Annotated in this window: 11 protein-coding genes; 7 read left to right on the plus strand and 4 right to left on the minus strand. The window is 50.4% G+C overall.

The window, feature by feature from the left end; all coding sequences use genetic code 11:
* Positions 1-28: 28 nt before the first annotated feature.
* Positions 29-475: a hypothetical protein gene (locus tag OLMES_RS03040; RefSeq protein WP_087459898.1), complete on the plus strand. Its 447-nt coding sequence runs from the start codon at positions 29-31 to the stop codon at positions 473-475.
* On the opposite strand, the gene pbpC is transcribed toward OLMES_RS03040, so the two are convergent.
* The 3 genes from pbpC to OLMES_RS03055 form a co-directional block, all read right to left on the minus strand.
* Complete coding sequence (gene pbpC, locus OLMES_RS03045) at positions 367-2838, minus strand: penicillin-binding protein 1C (protein ID WP_087459899.1); 2472 nt, start codon at positions 2836-2838, stop codon at positions 367-369. The two genes, OLMES_RS03040 and pbpC, sit on opposite strands and share 109 nt — an antisense overlap.
* Entirely contained in the window at positions 2835-7850 is a 5016-nt protein-coding gene (locus OLMES_RS03050) for an alpha-2-macroglobulin family protein (protein WP_198343205.1), read from the minus strand. Before OLMES_RS03050 ends, pbpC begins: the two co-directional genes overlap by 4 nt.
* A 291-nt stretch (positions 7851-8141) precedes the next feature.
* Positions 8142-9413 carry an O-acetylhomoserine aminocarboxypropyltransferase/cysteine synthase family protein gene (locus tag OLMES_RS03055; RefSeq protein WP_087459901.1) on the minus strand — a complete coding sequence of 424 codons (1272 nt, stop codon included), beginning with the start codon at positions 9411-9413 and terminating at the stop codon, positions 8142-8144.
* 106 nt (positions 9414-9519) lie between these two features.
* Here OLMES_RS03055 and OLMES_RS03060 point away from each other — a divergent pair, with 106 nt between their 5' ends.
* The 4 genes from OLMES_RS03060 to OLMES_RS03075 all read left to right on the plus strand — a co-directional run bounded on the left by OLMES_RS03060 (position 9520) and on the right by OLMES_RS03075 (position 12506).
* Positions 9520-10524: an AraC family transcriptional regulator gene (locus tag OLMES_RS03060; RefSeq protein WP_087464309.1), complete on the plus strand. Its 1005-nt coding sequence runs from the start codon at positions 9520-9522 to the stop codon at positions 10522-10524.
* 96 nt (positions 10525-10620) lie between these two features.
* Positions 10621-11256, plus strand: coding sequence for a sterol desaturase family protein (locus tag OLMES_RS03065; RefSeq protein ID WP_087459902.1), 636 nt, complete (start codon positions 10621-10623; stop codon positions 11254-11256).
* Positions 11257-11468: 212 nt separating this feature from the next.
* Positions 11469-12155, plus strand: a complete 687-nt coding sequence (locus OLMES_RS03070; protein ID WP_087459903.1) for a hypothetical protein — start codon at positions 11469-11471, stop codon at positions 12153-12155.
* Positions 12156-12167: 12 nt separating this feature from the next.
* Positions 12168-12506 carry a DUF2956 domain-containing protein gene (locus OLMES_RS03075; RefSeq protein ID WP_087459904.1) on the plus strand — a complete coding sequence of 113 codons (339 nt, stop codon included), beginning with the start codon at positions 12168-12170 and terminating at the stop codon, positions 12504-12506.
* A 181-nt stretch (positions 12507-12687) separates the two neighbouring features.
* Here the strand turns inward: OLMES_RS03075 and norR are convergent, their stop codons facing one another.
* Positions 12688-14319, minus strand: coding sequence for a nitric oxide reductase transcriptional regulator NorR (gene norR, locus OLMES_RS03080; protein WP_087459905.1), 1632 nt, complete (start codon positions 14317-14319; stop codon positions 12688-12690).
* Positions 14320-14562: 243 nt separating this feature from the next.
* Between norR and OLMES_RS03085 the strand changes: the two genes are divergently transcribed.
* Both OLMES_RS03085 and hmpA read left to right on the plus strand, forming a co-directional pair.
* Positions 14563-14817 (plus strand): hypothetical protein, encoded by a 255-nt coding sequence (locus tag OLMES_RS03085; protein WP_087459906.1) that lies wholly within the window; start codon positions 14563-14565, stop codon positions 14815-14817.
* An 89-nt stretch (positions 14818-14906) separates the two neighbouring features.
* Positions 14907-16091: an NO-inducible flavohemoprotein gene (gene hmpA / locus OLMES_RS03090; protein ID WP_087459907.1), complete on the plus strand. Its 1185-nt coding sequence runs from the start codon at positions 14907-14909 to the stop codon at positions 16089-16091.
* Positions 16092-16202: the final 111 nt, after the last annotated feature.

Raw genomic sequence — 16202 nt, forward strand, 5'->3', positions numbered from 1 at the left:
TTGTGGTTCAAACTTAGTGAGGAAAAAAATGGATAAACAGCAACTTTCCGGACTGATCAAGCTGCTTGGAACTGGGTTTGAGAAAACCGTGGATACGGTGGAAAAAATTCATCATTCCATTGCGGATGAACCACTGGATATTTTGGAGAAAACGCCAGTAAAACCTGCGGCGACAGTTGTTAAAACTGCACACCATGGTATTAGCGGTCTGATTTATGGTTCCGTTAAGCTTGGCGGAAAGGTCGTGTTCGGGGCTTCGAGTGCGGTGTTGGATCTGGTTGATGATCCACCAGCGGGCAGCAATACCGCGTCCGCCGCTCGGGCGGCGAACACAGCGACTGATCCCGAATTAATAACTCGGACACTTCACCCGGATTCAGGTTTTGGTTCAGACAGGGCGGGCGATTCTACGCTGGAACGAAGCGATATGTCTGAGCCTGGTTTTGGGGCTGGGCGTCGCGATGAAGTGAAGTAAAGAATACGTCGGTCCGTATTGCCACTACCGTCCACCGCGACGAACTCGAATTTTCCGGGGTGCTCCGGTTTGAAGGCAACACTTTGATTCGGCGCGGTCTGTTTCCACAACTGGCCATTTACATACCAGCCAATGTGCTCGATTCCCCCCAAAGTACTGAGCGCTATTGTGGGTAACTCGTTGCTACCCGGAGGGGGTTGAATAAGGGTATCGGTCTCGGGTTTGTGTATGACCAGACTCTGACCACTTAATTCAGCGGGTTGTTCGCAACGGGGATCAAGTGGCGGGACTTGTTGTCCACGCTTTTGCTCTGCTGGTAGCCATGGCTCTACTATCCCGGGCCAAAGTGCAACGCGACGTTTTACCCGTTTGATGTTTACGCAATTCTGATCAACCCTCAGTCCGGTTTCGGGGTTAATCCAGATTGTCGTCAGAGGTGATCGATCCACCTGATTCTCTTGTGCCAGAGCATAAGTGGGTGGAACTTGCTTGTCGACACTCCACGATGTCAGGGTTTTGTGGCAGTGATTCGGTCGGGTATCGACTTTTTTCGTGCCCGTAGGCCAACAGATTTCAACATCTGTCACGGTACCAGGTCGGGTGATTGTCGTACGCCGTGCAGGCATTTGTTTAAACAGGGTGAACATGAGCGGGGTAGCTGTTACCGCGCCGAAATGCCCCGGTACCGGGGCTCCATCGGGCCTTCCTACCCAGACGCCGATGGTATAGTCTGATGACACGCCAATAGACCAGGCATCCCGGTAACCATAGCTAGTACCTGTTTTCCAGGCGATTCCGGGGTTGTCAGTATTGGAACCCCGTGCCCGTCGCGTCCGGAGCTGGTCGGGGTGTGGCGAGTCTTGTAATATCCGGTGTATCACCCAAGCGGTTCCCTCCGAAAACAGGCGTCTGTTCTTGAGCGGTTCATGGTGCTGGTAGCGAACCGGAGCGACCAATCCACCTCGAGCCAGACTGGCGAACCCGGAGACCAAAGCCTCCAGAGATGTACCGGTTCCACCCAGTATCAGAGCCAACCCTGGCGCCTCGTGATTCGGTAGTGTTAACGGTATTCCAATATGCTGCAAGCGACTGACGAAGGTTTTCGGGCCAAGCCGCGCTAATAAATCTACAGCGGGGATGTTTAAGGATTTTTGCAATGCCGCTGTTGCGGATACCGGGCCATTGAAACCGCCTGAAAAATTATCGGGTTGATACAGGCCATAGCTTCTGGGAGTGTCAGTCAGGAGTGAGTGGGAATGGATTAATCCGGCATCGATAGCCATCCCGTACAAGAATGGTTTTAACGTTGACCCGGGAGAGCGATCCGCGGTTACCATGTCGATATAACCAAAGCGTTGAGTATTCCCGAATTGGCCGCTGCCCACATAGGCTCTTGCTTCCATGTTCTGATTCTCGACAATCAGAACGGCGACACTGCTGTGAGCGGGGAGCTGCGCCGTATAAAGTTTGACGTAGTCTTGCACCCGCTGTTGCAAGTTGAACTCAAGCGTCGTTTGCAGTAGTGGTTCGGGGTTGTCCTGCATCAGGCGGCGCGCCAATAGCGGTGCGAGCTGCGGACTTTGCAGGCCGAAGGCTGCGACTTTCTCCTGCCTGGCTTCAAGAACCGTCTGCTCAGTCCAGATTTGAAATTCCCCAAGCCGTTGCAATACTTTGTTCCGTGCCTGCTCGGCCCGGCCAGGATGACGATCAGGGCGGAATCGGCTTGGGGCCTGAGGTAGCACGGCCAGCAGGGCGGCTTCAGCATGACTGAGCTGGGCCGCCGACTTATTGAAGTAGCCAAAGGCGGCAGCCTCCACACCTTCCAGCGTCCCACCGAACGGCGCATTATTCAGATAAAGCGCTAAAATTTCCTGTTTATCGAGATGCCACTCCAATTGGATTGCGCGCAAAATCTGTGACAGTTTCCCGGGAACGGATCGTGGGTGGGGGTGCAACAGCCGAGCGACTTGCATGGTTATCGTCGAACCACCGGAAACAATCTTCCCACCTTGCACGTTTTGTAAAAATGCCCTGACCAAAGCAATTGGGTTGACGCCAGGATGATAGTAAAACCAGCGATCTTCGTAGCCCAGTAAGGCTTCGATATATCGCGGGGAGACCGCATCAAGGTGGGTGGGGTAGCGCCACACCCCTTTGTCGTCTGCAAAGCGGCGTAGCGGTATTCCGTCTCGATCGGTCACCACTTGCGCAAAATGGCGTTGGTGTTGTGGCAGATTGAGTGGAAAGCAGCGATCCAGAACAATCAAAACCAGGGCCATCAACATGATTGGAGTGGCAATGCGCAATAACCGTGCTGAGCGTCGTAACCCTCCTGCTTTGAGAAAGCCCCGAGTGCTGTTCATTGGCGGGGAAGCACCTTGAGTTTATCTTGCGTAAATCCCACTCCCCGATGTTCAGGACGATACATATCTTCGACAAAAGGCGCTGGAACTTGATAGATTCCGGGAGTAACAGCCCGCGCCAGATAAAACAGGTTCGCCTTCTGATACCGTAGATCGATGGCCGCAATGTAACGGTCATCTCGATATTCCTGATAGGTAATTGTGGTTCCGGAAATCAGCTTTTGTACGGGCTGATTGTTGATCACAAAGTCATTCAGGTTCACTGCATGGCTGAGATTTTGGTTTTCCAGCTCCAAGCCTGCAGGTAATAGATCGACGACGAGCGTATCCGGATGACGGTCTTCACTGTTTACCTGCAAATGTACCAGTAGCAATTCGCCGGATTTAATCTGGTCTGGATCGATCGCCTCACCTTGAGTATTGTAATATTGTCGGCTGATATGGTAGCCCGCATCAGTAACCGGGGCGGGGGTTTTTGGATAGCCGCGGTAAGTTCGTTCGATGAACAGTGGGCCTGTACCGTTGTTGGTGAGATTAATACGCTTGAGTAACTGCTTTGAATTGAGTTCGAGGAGCTCGCTCACGGTTTGTTTCCTCTCAAAGCGGTTTTCCCCCAGTGTGATGTTCGCCTCCCAACCTGTGTCAATTTTGTTTTCCAGTTGCAAACCGGTCATGAATAATGCATTTCGCTCCTGCGTGCTCAACCAACGCCTTTGGTAGATCTGGTCGGTCAATTCATTGGCCCAGGTGAGCGCCGTATGTTCTTCGATATGATGTTCCAGCATTAGCGCGATCATCAAGGCACGATCCCGAAGTGGAGTTCCGTAATCACCCAGATAGCGGTGCTGATCGCGTGTTGTATGGATCGCTTTTTCGATTGCTTGTTCGGCCCGTGATGGGTCTCCCTGTAGTCTCAGAGCTGCCGCCAGGTGCAAATACGGCAGACCGGATTCCACTGGTGCATGTCCCCGCGTTGTGTGGGTGTCCAGTTGTAGCAGTCGATCCAGAAGCAAGCGTGTTGCAGCCAAGGTGTCTCTGTTTACCCGTGCAAGTACGTAAGCCGCATAGGCCTGATAGGCAAATGTGTAATGCGTTTCGTTTTCACTGTAGCGTTGATTGATCGCCCCACCCTGCGTCACGGTATAGTGCTGTAAACGTTTCAGGGCTTTATCAAGAATGCTTTCAGATACCCTATAACCTTCATCTCGCAGGCGTAGCAGTAGATCCGTCACATAGGCAGTCAGCCAATGTTCTTCAGGGGATTGGTTGTCCCACAACCCGAACCCACCTGAACTGAGCTGCATGCCGGCGATACGGGTCAGTGCGGTATTTATTCGTTTCAAGCGCTCTGCTTCATCCAATTTTGCCAGGTTGAATCGTTGCAGGTTCTCTTGTGTGGCGATTGCGAGGGGAAAGGCGCGACTGCTGGTTTGTTCCAGACACCCGTACGGGTATTGCAACAGTGACTGCAGATGACTGTCCAGATTAAGTGGGGGTCTCGCACTGACTTTGAGTTTTCCACGCAATTCGGATTGATAGTATGCATCCAGGGTCAGAGCATCCAGGATTACTGAGTCGCCGGCTCCGAGCACGACTTTTTCTTGCCGGGTGACGGGGGAATACGCTGGGCGGACACCGAGATTCCAGGTGCGTTCAATGGCCTTGAGAGGGGGATTAGTAGCGGTATCCGTTACCTTAACGGTTATGGGTGCCTTACCATATCCAAAATCAGCGTGAATCGGCCAGGTCAAAGTGGTTTTTTCATCATGCTTCAACGCAAGCGTTTTCGTGAATTGTTCGCTTTTCAAGGGGGGGGAGGTCTGCACTGTGACATCCAGGTTTTTGCTTTCGCCACTTAGATTGTGAATATCCAGCGCGATTTGGGATTGGTCATGGGCACCCAGGAATCGTGGCATTGCCAATTGCGTCACGATAGGCGAGGCAACGGTTGTTTCATGATCATTGTGGCCGAAAGTTTCTTCCGAGTAGGCTACCGCCATTAATCGGATTTGGCCATTAAACTGCGGCAGGGGGAGGTGGAATGTTGCATAGCCTTCGGCATCGACCTGTTGTGGTCTGTAAAATTGCGACAGGATTTGTACTTCTGAAAGCGGTTCATCCCCGCCCTGACTGAGATCAATGTCGCCACCGAAGCGAATGCCCGCACGCTCATACTGGTTCAGTTCAATCAACTTGCTGTACATATCCCGGGATTCGATACTGTAGCGCCTGGGGCCAAAGAACAGTGCTTCAGGGTTGGGGGTGTCGTAATTCGTGATATTCAACACGCCAACATCAACTGCAGATAAGGTAACCCAAGCGGGGTGGATACTCTGCCCCTCGACCTTGACTTTCACGGGAAAGGTTTGCTCCGGTTCGGTTTTGTCATCGGCTTCAATGCTCACGTTCAACGTTCGTTCCGAGCGATCAAGTGGTAAGTGAATCAAACCGAATGCGCGTGCAGGGGTTATTTCCTGTTCTCTACTGGCGGGGCGCAGCATGACTACGGAGACATAAATGTCGTGGCGTTGCCAGCTTGCGTCAATGGGAATCGAGATGGTTTTGGCTTCAGCACCCATGGCCAGTCGTGTGGACCACAAGGGTTTATCGGATTCCACCAGAACGATGGCTTCACCTGCATGGGGAGGATTAATCGTCAGTTGTGCTGTCTCGCCCCCTCTGTAGGCCGCTTTGTCCAAAACGATATTGACCTGGTCAGGTTTGCTGGCAGTATTGCCGATCTGGCTTTGCCGCCAGTTGGCATACCAGTCTGTTCCCGCGAAGAAACGCACGGTGGTTACTTCATTTCGTTGTCGATCACGGGCCTCGAAGCGATAGCGTCCCCAGTCAACGGGCACTTCGATCTTTGCGGATTCTCCGGCGTTGAAATTGACGGTCTGGTTAAATACTGGAAATTCTTTCTCGGTGAATTCGTAGTGCCAGCCTTGCTGGCTATTGTACTCCCAAAAATACTGCCGATCTTCCCGAATCAGAGTCAATTCGATATTTTCACCCGGAAGTTTTTGGCCATCGAGCTGAGCCCGGAGAATGGCAAACTGAACTCGGCTGTTGGCTTGAGGGCTTTCGTCGCCAAAATCAGGTCGTACGCCGAGATAACCGTCTTCAGGCCACAGCAAAGCTTGATAGCTGCGGGCAACCGGGCGACCGCCGGTTTCATAAAGACTGCTGTTTAATTTGACATAAATGGGCGAATGATTTTGCTGCCAGTGGGCCGGAATATTCAACACGGTTTGGCCGGATTCATCGAGTGTGATATCGTCGAGGTTTAGTGTTTGCCGAGCGTTTTCCCGTTCATCGCCGAAGATGAAGTTGGGTAATGACGCCACCGGTTGACGTGCGAGATAGGATAATACACTGGTTGAGAGCCGGTTACCGGCAGCGGGTGCACCATAGAGATAGGCGCCGTATACGGGTATGGTCAGCGTTTGCTGGTGGTTGAATGTTTTAGTTTCAGTTTTGCCCTCGTTAAACTCGAGTTTCATGCGCTCAGGTAGAAACTCTTCCACGAGAAAGCCGTATAACTCGCTTTTACCGGCCCCCCAATCCAGTTGTACTGTCCATTTCCCGGTTGCCGCATTGCCGGGAATCGAGAAAGCATGATGCCGATAGAAACCCGATTGTTCAGCCATTGTAACCGTGCTCGACTCACTGCCATCCGGTTTGCGAATCACGGCCCGGACGGGGAAGCTATCCAGTGCGCGCCCATCTGCCTTACGCAATAACGCGGAGATATCCACGGTTTCCCCAGGACGGTATAAATCTCGCGGGGTATAAATAAAAGCATCAATCGGATGATATGGCCGTTGACCGAGGTTGAAATCAGCCAGGTCCAACGGCGGTCCTGTTAGCTCGACAATCGCAAAACTGGTTTTAGTTTGTGCCACGATGTACCGGGCGCTTTCTGCATTCGGCGTATTGCGGGCAAAGCTGGCAAGGCCCCTGCCGCTGCTGGTTGTTTCCTGTAGCGTTTGCCCTTGATGATCCATCAGGCTGACGGTCACGCCTGAAATGGCATTGGCTGACTTCAAGGAGGAAACATGCACGTCGAGTTGATCCGCATAGACTCGAACGTGAACCCCGAGATCTGTCACCATAAAATAGGTCACATCATTTTGATAATCATACTTGCCTGGCTGCTTCATCACCGCGAGGTAAACACCGGGCTGTTTGAGCTCAGGGATGTCCTGAACGGGAATGGCTTTGTCTTCCCGTTTGTTGGCTTCCGGATTCAGGTCGAATCTCCCCGTATAAACCAGATCACTCCATTGAGAAAATCGACGTAAATTGTAGTAGCGATAGCGCCGTGCCTCGTTTACTTCCTGAATAAAGGCGCTGATATGAGGGGCTTTCAAGCGGTGGAAATTTATCTCCACTTCATCCACGTTCACAACGGATACCGGTAATCCCTCTGTCAGACCTTGTGCCAGAAACGACCCTTTGGTTGAAAAACTGAATGCAGGGGGAACCTTGCGCGTGTTCAGTGTGGTGATTTCGGTTGCTTTTAGCTCAGTATTATTGATCGCTGCGAGACCTTGATAAACAGAAACCGTGTAGTTGGCTTCCGGTTCGATATAAGGGAAATAAGCGATTTTTCCAGTGTCATCGATAACCCAGTCGCCATCTACTTTGCCACTGCTTTGGCTTGAACCGTTGTTCGGCGTGTTCAGTGAAATATTGAGAAACTGCTGGAATGTCGTTTCAAGGTCAAGCGGTACAGACAGGGTAACGGCAATGGCATTTTTACCATTGAATGTGCGTTCAGATATGTCTAAAACGGTTAACAGTTGACCGTCGTATTGCGCACTGAGCGCCGCTCTGTCTTGTCTCGTTGGCGCGTCAGGACTGGTTGCTTCCGGTGACGGGGCATTCTCTGGCTGTGATTCTGTTGGTGTGGGTTCACAGCCTGAAATAAAGAGTATCAAAGCCAGGAGTAAACCGAGGTGTATAAACATTCTTGGCTGCAGAAGGGGTGATAAAGTTGGCGTAGTCATGGTCATAATTCCAGAAAACCCGTTAAGTCAGGACTTCAAAACAGAGTAGAACAGGAGTGTGGTAATTGTGTGCTTAAACTGTGGCTTTTCCAGGTTAAAACTATGGCGAATTGAGGCAGTGCAATTTTGAGGAGGTGATGTGAAGAGCAAGTTGCATACTGAAATATCCCTGATTTTCGATGCATGATTCCGTTTGTCACGAGATGGTATTGCAGGTCTGACCGAAAGGCAATTGCTGATCCGAAGGCATGCATAGATGCCTTCGGGGTATTTCAGAGGATAACGCTAAGGTTAAACAGTTTCCAATGCCTGGGCCACATCGGCAATGATATCCGCGATATTTTCAATGCCCACTGATATGCGCACCAAGTCTTCGCTGACACCGGCTTTTGCAAGTTCCTCAGCATTCAGCTGTCTGTGGGTGGTTGAAGCGGGGTGGCAGGCCAGTGATTTGGCATCACCAATGTTTACCAGGCGCAGAATCATTTGCAGCGCATCAATGAACTTGGCGCCGGATTCGCGGCCGCCGGTAATCCCGAAACTCAAAATGCCAGAGGCCTTGCCCTGAGTGATTTTTTGGCACGTTTCAAAATAGGGGCTTTCCGGCATGGCTGCATAGTTGACCCACTCAATTTTCGGGTGCGCCTTCAGGTAATCTGCCAGGGCCTCTGCATTCTGGCAATGGCGCTCCATCCGTAATCCCAGGGTTTCCAATCCCTGTAGAATCTGGAACGCATTCATGGGCGAAAGGGCGGCCCCGGTGTTGCGTAGAGGTACAACCCGACAGCGGCCGATAAACGCGGCTTCACCTAATGCTTCAGTGTAGACGACCCCATGGTAGGACGGGTCAGGCTCATTCAAAACTGCAAACCGTTTCTTATCGGCGGTCCAGTCAAATTTGCCGCTGTCAATGATAACGCCGCCAATGGATGTGCCGTGTCCGCCAGTGTATTTGGTCAGTGAGTGAACCACTATATCGGCGCCCAGTTCAAAGGGGCGGCATAAAAACGGTGTGGCGACTGTGTTGTCTACAATCAATGGAACACCATGTTTGTGGGCAATCTCTGCGAGTTTTTGAAGGTCGACAATATTTCCTGCAGGATTGCCAATCGATTCACAAAATACTGCTTTGGTGTTTTCGTCTATGGCGTTTTCAAACCCGTCGTAGTCATCATGGGATACCATTCGGACTTCAATACCCTGCCGAGGGAATGTATGGGCGAAGAGGTTATACGTGCCACCATACAGCTGACTGGTGCTCACAATATTTGAATTGACTTCGCACAAGCACTGGATTGCGTAGGTGATCGCGGCCATACCTGAAGCGACACCCAGTGCACCGACACCGCCTTCCATTGCCGCCAAACGTTGTTCGAGTACTGCTGTGGTGGGATTCGTGATTCGTGTATAAATGTTTCCAGGTACTTTCAGGTCGAAGAGATCTGCACCATGTTGCGTATCATCGAATGTATAAGATGTCGTTTGATAGATGGGAACGGCTGCCGCTTTTGTGGTTGCTTCCGACTCGTAGCCATGGTGCAAGGCGATTGATTCTAGTTTCATCGTTTTACTCTGTCCGTATTGTGATAATTTAGTTTAGGAAACATAGCAGAAAGTGATCCGAACACAGTATGAATTCAAAAAACAAGTCATGGATAGAGCATCACGAATGAATGAGAACACACATGAGGCCGGACTTTTCTTGAATTATGTTTACCACGCCCTGGGGCAGATGGGGATGGATCGTGCCGCGATATTTGCCAGTGTCAATTTACCGGATGAGCCACCTGATCCGCTTGTTCGTCGAGATAATTCAACCCAGGCGCGGTTTTGGCACGCCGCAGAAGATATCACCGGGGACTCCGACATCGGACTGCATGTGGGCCGTTATCTACCGGTGTTTCGTGGTCATATTTTTGAGTATCTTTTTCTCAGCAGCGCAACGTTTGAGGAGGGTCTGAGAGCGGTAATACGCTATGGTGTTTTATTTACCAACACATTGAATCTGAATTTGCACATTGAAGAGGGTGCCGCAATTCTTTCCGGGTTTTCCCACCCTGTGCGGCATTACCTCGAGTGTTTTCTGCCCTCTATCGTAAACTTTTTGCGGTTCGTGACAGATGATGATTTCCAACCGGCTGAAATCAGGCTTGAATATCCGATTGGCGCTGACGCAAGCGAGTATCTGTCCATCTTGGGCGCGCCAGTCAGTATGGGGGCCTCTCAGGGCGCTATTCTGTTCGATGCAGCCCTGCTGAAGCGCCCCTCTCGCTCAGCGAACTCACAGCTTTTTGTTCAGGTTGAAGCGCTCGCGGCCCAGAATGCTGTTGCCATAGGGCGGGTTAGCATTATTAATCAAATTGAGTCCGAATTGAATGACTTGCTGAAAAGTGGGGAAGTGTCATTGTCCATTGTCGCCCAACGCTTGAATCGAAACCCCAGAACCCTGCGTGCCGAGCTGGCTGCAGTGGGAACGAATTTCAATCAGGTCCTGGCCCGTTATCGAGAGCGTCTCGCCAGGCGACTGCTATCCAGAACAACTCATAGTCTTGATCAAATCGTGTATTTGACTGGTTTTTCAGAGCCCTCGGCTTTTGCCAGGGCGTTCAAGCGCTGGACCGGGGAGCGGCCCACCGATTACCGGATACGCAAGCAGGCTTTGTCAAAGTCTTGACCGAAGCGTCATCAAGTACCATAGCGCTGAGGTCAAAAATATTTGTCAATCAATCTTTACAATTTCGCTTGAATTAACACATGAGAGGATTTGAGGATGATTGGTTTTCCTGTTGGGGTCTTGGCGGCAAACGCAGTCGAGTGGTATGCACACAAAGTCTGGTTACACGAATACCCATCGAAACACCGAAGCAGTCCGTTCTTTACCCATATTCGACACCATAAACGCGCCCGGCAGAATGATTTTCACGATGAAGGCTACAACAATTCCATGTGGAAAGATCAGGAAATGTTTAATGAAAAGGTCGGACTCATAGGATTGTGTGCAGCAACTGCGGTCGTCGCACCGGTTGCCCCGTTTTTCACCTTGGGCACTTGGTATGGCATGTGGCGCTACTGGAGCGTTCATAAAAAGTGCCATCTTGATCCGGATTATGCCCGTACCCGAATTCCCTGGCACTACGATCATCATATGAATGCAAGTCAGGATGCCAATTGGTGCGTTACCCGGCCCTGGTTTGATTATATTATGGGTACACGTGTGATTTCAGACCCGGAGATCGCTGAAACCAATCCATTAGGCATGAACTTACCCGATTGGCTGGAAAAGCCAGTGAATCGATTGGCTCGACGGCTTTTACCCAAAGCATTTGCTCAAATCGACCAACGTTCCAGAGAAGATGCCCAGCTTCGGAGTCAGGGCGTGGCCCTGGACGTCGCGGGTGTGGTCTGAACTCGGATTTGATAAATTGATAATGGGGGCTTTGTCTCAATTTGCGGCCCCCGTTTGAATTGAATTCTGCCTTTTCGCATTAACAGATGGTTTTGATATTTACCAATTCTATCTATAATTAATGCAGGTAAGTCAGTCGATATCTCGTCATCATATTGCACTTTGTCAAGGATAGACTGCCGTTTCACTCATTTAGCTTTTGAGCGTGTTATATGATCATACGTCTCCTTTTTGTGCCCCTCTTTTTTCTGATTATTCTGGTCGTTTGTTTCAATGTAGAGCCGAGTTACGCCAAGTCCGTGACCACGATTGAACAGCTGATTGAGAAGCACGGTAAACGCAAGTTAATGGACTTTGTGCTGGCAAAGCGTAACGGTTCCATATCCATTAGTTATCCGGGAAATCCTGTCATCTCTGATTTTGGTGGTATGCCCAGCAGAGATCTGATTGATTACAGAACGCTGGCTAAAGACCTGAAAATATTGGGTAAGTTTGCCAGCCAGGTGGATGCTTTATTATCCGAAGATAAAGTGGCCGAGCCTGAGGAAAGCGGTGACGGGGAATGGAATGACGTTAACGAGCGCTGGAGCAGGCTTATTTATGCGCAGTTTGATCCCGGTTTTCTCAAAGCCTGTCGACGAAATGAAAGCGAATCATACTGTCGGTGTGTACTGGACTACATCCATGAAAATGCTTCGGGTGTGGATATTGAAAATCTGGATAAATACCTGACCTATCGTGAAAGAGGCTATTCCAGTTACTTACGTGAAGAAGGCTTGAATGTGACAAAAGCACGAAACCTGATCAGCAGTGTACGCCGTCATGCCCGGAATTGCGGTGAGCCGGAAAGTGAAGATTTCGTGGGCTCAGGGACTGCCGGGCGAGCGCTGAATTATTAAATCAGGAGTCCCATGGCAAAGTATAAACGAAAACAGGCTATTTCCCCTGAAACCCAGGAAGAAGCGCTTGCGGTAGCAAAAGCTACCCAGCGTCCGGGACAAACGAAAGAACAAACCAAACTGATCGCCCAAGGTATCCAGAAGGGGATTGATCAATACAAAAAGCAGCAAAAGTTCAAAGCCCGCGAGCAGGACAGGCAGCGGAAAAAAGAGGCCCGGACTCGTGAAACAGGCGAACCTGTGGCTCAGCCTGTTCAGGTTAGCCAAAATGCTTCATGGCTTCCTTGGAGCTTGTTGGCCGTGACCTGGCTCGGCATAGGACTCTATGGGATCTATGTTGTGATGGCTTGATTTTTATCACTCTTGATTATTGTCGCCTTTACCTGGTTATATTCCGATAATCCCTCCCGTCAGGAGACTGAAAAGCTGATGAATACTGCTCTCGATATTCGCAATATGACTCGACCTGAAGTGGACGAGCTGGTCAGCTGGGCTGCCCGTGAATGTACCTCGGCGGATTCCCGGATATTACTCATGAGCGTGTTTTTGGTGTCACAACATTTGAACTGGGTTGATGCACGATCTTCTTTACTGCAATTCCCAGGCGCTTTGCCAGTCTGCTGAGATTGGCCCGGTCCATCTCCAGAGCGCGAGCCGTGGCTGACCAATTTCCCTGGTGATCTTGAAGCTGTTTCAAAATCAGGTTTCTCTGGAATTGCTCTGTTGCCGTTTTCAGGGAGATCGGGACTGTGGGTGAAAAGTCCGGTTCTTTTATGGCTTCTGATGGCGTGCGGCTTGATGACGATTTTCCTAAAGGCGCAAGATGTTCGAGGTGTTCTATCTTTATTGTCGTCAGGGCATGGGGGCGGGAGGCATTCGCCCGTAAAGCGGCGCGACCAATAATATGCTCCAGTTCTCGAACATTTCCGGGCCAGTCGTAGGCCTCCAGGCGTGCCACAACACCGTTGTCAATCAGAAGTTGTTGTAGCCCCAGTTTGCGCCGGGTCTGTTCTGCGAAATAGCCTGCGAGCAGGGTAATATCGCCTGTTCGCTCCCTCAGGGCGGGTACCTGTAGCGGATACATGCTCAAGCGATGAAAAAGGTCTTCGCGGAATTGGCCCCGTTCAATTTCGTGTTTGAGTTGACGATTGGTCGCGGCCAGTACCCGCACATCTACATACTCCGGCTCGTCTTGACCTACCGGTTGTATTTCCTGGCTTTGTAGCGCACGTAGCAATTTACTCTGGGTTGCCATCGGTAACTCGCCAACTTCATCAAGAAACAGGGTACCGCCGTTTGCGAGGCTGAATTTTCCTGCCCGGTTGCGTTCCGCCCCGGTAAACGCGCCTTTCACGTGTCCGAAAAGTTCACTTTCTACCAGATTTTCAGGTAAGGCTGCACAATTAACATAAACCAGAGGGCCGTTTGACCGGTTTGATTGCTGGTGCAGGGTTCTGGCCACGAGTTCTTTTCCCACTCCGGTTTCCCCTTCGATGAGCACGGTAAAATCAGAAGGGGCGACAACGCTGATTTCCTCACGCAGTCGATTCATCACCTGGCTGTGTCCGATGATTTCTCCGCCATCCTTGGTGAGTGCCTCTTCGGTCAACTCGCACACGACGCGCTGCACATGCTGGGTGTGGGCTTCCAGCTTTTCCAGCAACATCGCGGTATTCAGGCAAGCGGCGGCCATCGCTGCAATGATTTCCAGTGTCCGCTCCGGGATAGAATCGAAGCAGCCAGGGGTCAGGCTATCCAATGTCAATAAGCCAATTACTTCGTTGTTGGATCGCAGCGGTAAGCCCATACAGGCATGTACCGGTAGATTACCCTCGTACGCATGGACCATACCGTCGTACGGATCAGGGAGGTCACAGTCACTGGCAAATCGAACGGGGCCGGTTGAATTCAGGATTTGTGTGAATCGGGGGTGGGACTGAATATCAAAGCGCCGACCTAGCACATCTCGCACCAGTCCTTTCTGAGCCAGTGGCTTTAAGCGTTCACCCTGCCTTTGCAGCATGACGACTGCATCACATTGAATAATGCCCCGGACTGTATTCAATAAACGTTCGAAGCGATCCTCAGCCGTAACACTGGTGGCCATATCAATGGCAAGATCCAGTAGCGTGCTGGTCGATATATGAACCCTGGGAGTGATCATCTTTGTCATTGCTCTGAGTGTGCTGGAATCCGTAATTTAAATAGAGATTGTAGTTAAAGTGGTACAGTCAAGTCAAAATGACACTGGTTTGCTGTGTGTCGATATGACCTATATATCCTGTGAATATTTTGTATATTATTGATAATAATGAATTTACTGGATTGGCATAAACCTGGCTAAGCATGTTTAGTGACACAGCTGAGTATCGAATCAAGACATTAAACAGATAGGGGTAAACCTGCCATGACAACCACAACACACACCATTGAGCCACTTGAATTTCATGATTTAGTCGTGCGTCGATCTCATCAAATCATGTTGGTCAGTTTCGTCATGATTATTGTGTCCATGTTGGTGAGTTATGTCATACCGGACCTGTTTTCCATGAAGGCTCAAATCGCCGGCCATCTGGGTGTTGTCATTTTCGCCGGGTTGCTGAAGGTGGGTTATGTCCTGAATCTGGTTGGTCATCGAGGTCGGAGCCAAGTCGTGCTTTAGCACTGTGATCTTCATGCTGTCGATAAATGTATTTCATTTCGAGAGAACTCAATACGTAAATCAGCCAATCATCCTAGCTGGGAGAATTTATGCTATCCAATTCACAGATATCCGTTGTCAAAGCTACCATTCCTCTTCTGGAAGACGCCAGTGATCAGCTCACAACGCACTTTTATCAACGAATGTTCAAACACAACCCTGAATTAATGAACGTATTCAATATGAGTAACCAGCGATCCGGGCGTCAATCGGTTGCATTGTTCAATGCTTTGGCCGCTTACGCCCGGTTTATTGATGACCTTCCACGGCTGAAGTCCGCAGTGGAGCGCATTGCTCAGAAGCACACGTCCTTCGACATTCGTCCTCAGCAGTACGATATTGTCGGCCACCACTTAATTGAAACCCTGCGGGAATTGGCGGGGCCGGCGTTTACCGAAGAGGTGGAATCAGCCTGGACGGCTGCGTACAGGCAATTGGCAGGCGTGTTTATTGACCGGGAAGGCGGACTTTATCATGAAAGAGCAAATGCTGTCGGTGGGTGGGAAGGTCCCCGTGCATTTCATTTGATTGAAAAACGCGCGGAGTCAGATTTGGTAACATCTTTTGTGTTTGAACCCGAGGATGGTGGATCTGTGCTTGACTTCAAACCGGGCCAGTATCTGGGTATTCGAGTTCAACCACTGCAACACGAATTTAAAGCGATTCGGCAATACTCGATTTCCGGCCGATGTAATGGGAAATCCTACCAAATATCGGTAAAACGGGAAGGGCACGATTTTCCGGGAGTGGTGTCACACTATCTGCACGATATTTTAAAGGTCGGTGATTCAGTGGAGTTATTTGCACCGGCCGGTGACTTTTATTTTGTGGACCGCGAAGCGCCGGTGGTGTTGATTTCTGCGGGTGTTGGCATCACGCCAATGCAAGCGATACTTGAACACCTGGCCTCAGTGCAGTACTCGCATCCAGTGCACTATCTACATGCCTGTGAACACGCGTCTCAGCATTCATTTCGCAACCGGGTTGCGGTATTACAGGAGTGTTTAACTTTTTATGCCCATACTTGGTATCGAAACACCGAATCGGAAGAGACTGGTACGCTGCGGGGATTGATGGATCTTGCGGCGGTGGCACAATTACCCATTGCACATGGGGATTTTTATCTCTGTGGGCCTGTGGCATTCATGCAGTTTATTAAAACACAGCTACTAAACTTCGGCGTTGAAGAACACCGAATCCATTACGAAGTTTTTGGTCCTCATGAGGCCTTTTAAGGGGTGCGATTATGAAATTCAACCCAATTCACCTAGTGAAGGCTTGCGGGTTGCATTTATCGAGATGAATGGTGCCCCCGTAGAATTAATGGAATATCAATTTTAATGCAA

This window comes from Oleiphilus messinensis (genome assembly GCF_002162375.1).
GTDB classification, from domain to species: Bacteria; Pseudomonadota; Gammaproteobacteria; order Pseudomonadales; family Oleiphilaceae; genus Oleiphilus; species Oleiphilus messinensis.

Excerpts from the sequence above, each read along its gene's own strand:
- OLMES_RS03040 (WP_087459898.1), top strand. The coding sequence starts at position 29 with ATGGATAAACAGCAACTTTCCGGACTGATCAAGCTGCTTGGAACTGGG.
- pbpC (WP_087459899.1), bottom strand. The coding sequence starts at position 2,838 with ATGAACAGCACTCGGGGCTTTCTCAAAGCAGGAGGGTTACGACGCTCA.
- OLMES_RS03050 (WP_198343205.1), bottom strand. The coding sequence starts at position 7,850 with ATGACTACGCCAACTTTATCACCCCTTCTGCAGCCAAGAATGTTTATA.
- OLMES_RS03055 (WP_087459901.1), bottom strand. The coding sequence starts at position 9,413 with ATGAAACTAGAATCAATCGCCTTGCACCATGGCTACGAGTCGGAAGCA.
- OLMES_RS03060 (WP_087464309.1), top strand. The coding sequence starts at position 9,520 with ATGAATGAGAACACACATGAGGCCGGACTTTTCTTGAATTATGTTTAC.
- OLMES_RS03065 (WP_087459902.1), top strand. The coding sequence starts at position 10,621 with ATGATTGGTTTTCCTGTTGGGGTCTTGGCGGCAAACGCAGTCGAGTGG.
- OLMES_RS03070 (WP_087459903.1), top strand. The coding sequence starts at position 11,469 with ATGATCATACGTCTCCTTTTTGTGCCCCTCTTTTTTCTGATTATTCTG.
- OLMES_RS03075 (WP_087459904.1), top strand. The coding sequence starts at position 12,168 with ATGGCAAAGTATAAACGAAAACAGGCTATTTCCCCTGAAACCCAGGAA.
- norR (WP_087459905.1), bottom strand. The coding sequence starts at position 14,319 with ATGATCACTCCCAGGGTTCATATATCGACCAGCACGCTACTGGATCTT.
- OLMES_RS03085 (WP_087459906.1), top strand. The coding sequence starts at position 14,563 with ATGACAACCACAACACACACCATTGAGCCACTTGAATTTCATGATTTA.
- hmpA (WP_087459907.1), top strand. The coding sequence starts at position 14,907 with ATGCTATCCAATTCACAGATATCCGTTGTCAAAGCTACCATTCCTCTT.